The sequence below is a fragment of the Listeria floridensis FSL S10-1187 genome (assembly GCF_000525875.1).
Classification (GTDB): Bacteria; Bacillota; Bacilli; order Lactobacillales; family Listeriaceae; genus Listeria; species Listeria floridensis.
In genome coordinates this window covers 1-2,997 of sequence record NZ_AODF01000073.1, presented here as the reverse complement: position 1 = coordinate 2,997, position 2,997 = coordinate 1, and the positions used below count along the sequence as shown (strand labels likewise).

At 37.2% G+C, this 2,997-nt stretch carries 8 protein-coding genes; all 8 read right to left on the bottom strand.

Annotated elements, in window-relative coordinates:
* Positions 1-129: 129 nt before the first annotated feature.
* The 8 genes from MFLO_RS14000 to MFLO_RS13965 all read right to left on the bottom strand — a co-directional run bounded on the left by MFLO_RS14000 (position 130) and on the right by MFLO_RS13965 (position 2,856).
* Entirely contained in the window at positions 130-531 is a 402-nt protein-coding gene (locus MFLO_RS14000; RefSeq protein WP_036098676.1) for a YopX family protein, read from the bottom strand.
* The gene (locus MFLO_RS13995; RefSeq protein ID WP_036098675.1) at positions 531-800 is read right to left on the bottom strand and encodes a hypothetical protein; all 270 of its coding nucleotides are present in this window, start codon (positions 798-800) and stop codon (positions 531-533) included. The genes MFLO_RS14000 and MFLO_RS13995 overlap by 1 nt, the downstream gene beginning before the upstream one ends.
* An 82-nt stretch (positions 801-882) precedes the next feature.
* Complete coding sequence (locus MFLO_RS13990) at positions 883-1,335, bottom strand: hypothetical protein (protein ID WP_036098674.1); 453 nt, start codon at positions 1,333-1,335, stop codon at positions 883-885.
* Complete coding sequence (locus tag MFLO_RS13985) at positions 1,332-1,601, bottom strand: hypothetical protein (RefSeq protein WP_036098673.1); 270 nt, start codon at positions 1,599-1,601, stop codon at positions 1,332-1,334. The genes MFLO_RS13990 and MFLO_RS13985 overlap by 4 nt, the downstream gene beginning before the upstream one ends.
* Positions 1,602-1,622: 21 nt before the next feature.
* Positions 1,623-1,913, bottom strand: coding sequence for a hypothetical protein (locus tag MFLO_RS13980; protein WP_036098672.1), 291 nt, complete (start codon positions 1,911-1,913; stop codon positions 1,623-1,625).
* On the bottom strand, positions 1,910-2,239 hold the full coding sequence (locus MFLO_RS13975) for a DUF1642 domain-containing protein (protein WP_036098671.1): 330 nt from the start codon (positions 2,237-2,239) through the stop codon (positions 1,910-1,912). Before MFLO_RS13975 ends, MFLO_RS13980 begins: the two co-directional genes overlap by 4 nt.
* Complete coding sequence (locus tag MFLO_RS13970) at positions 2,239-2,583, bottom strand: hypothetical protein (protein WP_036098670.1); 345 nt, start codon at positions 2,581-2,583, stop codon at positions 2,239-2,241. Before MFLO_RS13970 ends, MFLO_RS13975 begins: the two co-directional genes overlap by 1 nt.
* Before the next feature lie 3 nt (positions 2,584-2,586).
* On the bottom strand, positions 2,587-2,856 hold the full coding sequence (locus MFLO_RS13965; RefSeq protein ID WP_036098668.1) for a hypothetical protein: 270 nt from the start codon (positions 2,854-2,856) through the stop codon (positions 2,587-2,589).
* Positions 2,857-2,997 lie beyond the last annotated feature (141 nt).

The following is a 2,997-nucleotide window of genomic DNA, read 5'->3' as shown; positions in this document are numbered from 1 at the left end:
TCGTCGTTGTATTGCTGGATAATGCTAGATTAGCTTTTTTTATATTTTCACCTGCTACATTCTCAAATTGATCTAGACCTGACTGTAAAGTTTTAGAAATTTCTTCCAACGTATCGAATTCTTTCATTCCTACTTCACTCCTTCCAACAGCTCCGGATTTTGCCATTTGTTTCCGATAACTTCTAGTTCGTTTAACTCACTCCACAAATTAATTGATTCGCGTCTCTTGTGGTTTGTGATCACCCAAGAACCTTCTAAAAATTCGACAACACCTATAAACTCCTCTGAATCAACTGAAAAATCGTCTATGATTTTTATTTTTATAATATCGCCCTCAAAAATTTTGGAGCCGCGCTTGTCTTTTAAGCCTGTGTACTGCATCAAATACTTTTCTTCAACTTCAATCCAGCCGAACCCTTCTACAACTTCCACTAATAACTCTTGACTACCGAAGGGGTTACAACTCAAACGAACGCTATAACTCATATAGTTTGGATATGGTTCATACACTCTAAATTCAATTGGTCTCATTATTTAATCTCCCTTTCGTGCTCTGTACAATAAATAAAATATCCGTCACTTAACCAGCCTTCTTTGTCTTGGTGAATAATTAAATCAGGATGTTTTTCTTTTAAAACCTCAATTTCAAAGTCACGCAGCCCTCTTTCTTTGTAGAGGGCTAATCCTGACACAGAAACTCTTGTATTCTCGCTATATCCTTGCTCTATGAGTTCATTAATAGTAGCGCGCATTTCTTCAAGGCTATTATGATACACTCTTATTCTTTCAATTTTTTTCACGATTTACTACTATCATCTGACAAAACCTCCAAATCATGCTAGTGTCTGTATTAATCTGCACTTTATCGCCTATATTCATTCGCTACGCCCTCCCTAGCTCTTTGCCATAAATAACTTGCTCAAATCCATCATAATCCGATATAACAACCTCGCTGCCATCGGGTATTTCTACTATTTTCAATTTTGAATATCTACTATTAGCAGCAGCACCTAACATCTCAACGACTTTTATTAAATCTTCATCAGCTCTACCTTTATCATTATCTAAAAAATCAAAACCAATTTGCTCAATTTCATCCCAGTTTTCGATAAGTTGCCATTCTAATTTCCTCAAAGGCTTTTTTAAATACCATATCGACGAGCCGTCTTGTGGAGAATCATTATAAGAAATGTCAATTTCCAAAAACATGATTCCGCCATTGATATCTGTTTTTTTATAGGGGTAGACTTCAATGTCTTTCAGTCCGAAAAGATTCATCATAGCAATATGTGACAAACCAAAGCCACCATAGCATTTATTTAGTACTAGTTTCATTCCTCCACCTCCCAAGAAACAATCAATTTTGGATTCATAAATTGACCAGAAGAGACGTCGTGGCTCGCTTTGAACCCCAAATTTATCAACTCCTCTATGATTTTCTTTTGTTTTTTATCAGATTTTATACTTTTACCAAAATCGTATTCCCATGTAGAATATTTAAAATTACCTTTTTTTGCTTCCTCGGCACAATTTAGGGTGATTTCTTCAATTATTTCTTCTACACTTTTCGGCATCAATGTTCTTACTTCTTCTGCGTTCATTCTTCCACAACCTCCTCTGTTTCAAAATAACAAGGGTAAGAGTAAGTTAGACCTCCGCCAAAAAAAAAGCTCTAGGGTTGGCGTATACAAGTAGCTATAATTAATGCCTGCGATTTTCAAATCTTTTTTGTTAAGGTCGACTAGAAATCCCGTTTCTTTATTCCAGATTTCCTCTTCTGTCCAAGACCAGTCTCCTTTCCAAGACAAGTCTCCTTTCATTACAAGATAAGCTGAATGTAGATCATGATTTTCAGATAATGCGCTTTTGATTAGATGCTGTGCTTTTTTATAGTCATAGTATTTATATCTCATTCTTCCACGACCTCCCCGCCAACAATGTCGACATACGCTTCTGCCTCTTCCTTCGATTTAAAAGTGCGCGCCTCACCCTTATCACCAAGCGTTATACCCGTAATATACTGACCGTCCATTTTTATATGATACTGTGGTGCTTGCTCGACTTCGTAGCCGTTTTGGAGCGCTTTAAGCGCGACTTCTTTGTTCCAAAAAACCCATTCGTGTAACTCATCTGAGAGTTTGTGTGCTATTAATTGGGTGGTGAGTTTATAAAACATTTCTGCCGCTGTCTGATAACTTCCCCCTTCTTTATAAACCCAGTCATCGAAGCACTTGGGCACTATGGCTTTTGGGGTGCCTCAAACTTAACGCCTAGCTCTTTTAAATCCATGAACTTCTTAAAGTCGTGCTCTAAACTCCGCTCTTTTTTAGTTTTGTATTCGATTATTGGCACATCATTAAAATACTCTTTATAATAACTCAGGTCATCATAGCTCAATATTTTTTGATCACTATACGTACGAACGCAAGTTTCTTCTTGTAATCTATACCAATTATTTATCGAAGTTGGTAAGGCTTTACCTGTCCACAAATACCCTGCCGCTTCCAACTCCTGCACCAGCTCATTAAACGCTTCTTGTGTCGGCGTGTGGTATATGGTGTCTTGATTGATTTTGATTGTCATTTTTTATTCCTCCATTTCTGCCATTTTTTCCGTATTTTTTAGCTCGTGATAAAGTTTTAGCAATTCGCTGCTTCCCCATTTTTCTGCCAATTTTTGGATATCGTTAGCAAAGTCTTCTTTGAAAAAATTCTCGTCTTTGCTCAAAATATCTACCAGATAATAATCGTCGCCATCGGCTGCTTTGACAAGTTGGGCCATACTATCTTCGAGCATAAATCCTCTTTTTTGACAGATTAACAAGTAGATGACAAGCTCAACAGGTAGCTTATTCACTTTTGTTCCTCCTTCTTCCTAATGACTTCCTTCACAGCAGCCGGATACACTCGGCCAACTTTTCGCTGAAACATCTTCTTTAACACATCTAACTCCTCGTTCCAAATGTCTTCAACGATTTCAGAACTGCTATTCTTCAAA

What these genes read in the sequence shown, in the direction of transcription:
- MFLO_RS14000 (WP_036098676.1), bottom strand. Translation starts at nt 531, where the DNA reads ATGAGACCAATTGAATTTAGAGTGTATGAACCATATCCAAACTATATG.
- MFLO_RS13990 (WP_036098674.1), bottom strand. Translation starts at nt 1,335, where the DNA reads ATGAAACTAGTACTAAATAAATGCTATGGTGGCTTTGGTTTGTCACAT.
- MFLO_RS13985 (WP_036098673.1), bottom strand. Translation starts at nt 1,601, where the DNA reads ATGAACGCAGAAGAAGTAAGAACATTGATGCCGAAAAGTGTAGAAGAA.
- MFLO_RS13980 (WP_036098672.1), bottom strand. Translation starts at nt 1,913, where the DNA reads ATGAGATATAAATACTATGACTATAAAAAAGCACAGCATCTAATCAAA.
- MFLO_RS13970 (WP_036098670.1), bottom strand. Translation starts at nt 2,583, where the DNA reads ATGACAATCAAAATCAATCAAGACACCATATACCACACGCCGACACAA.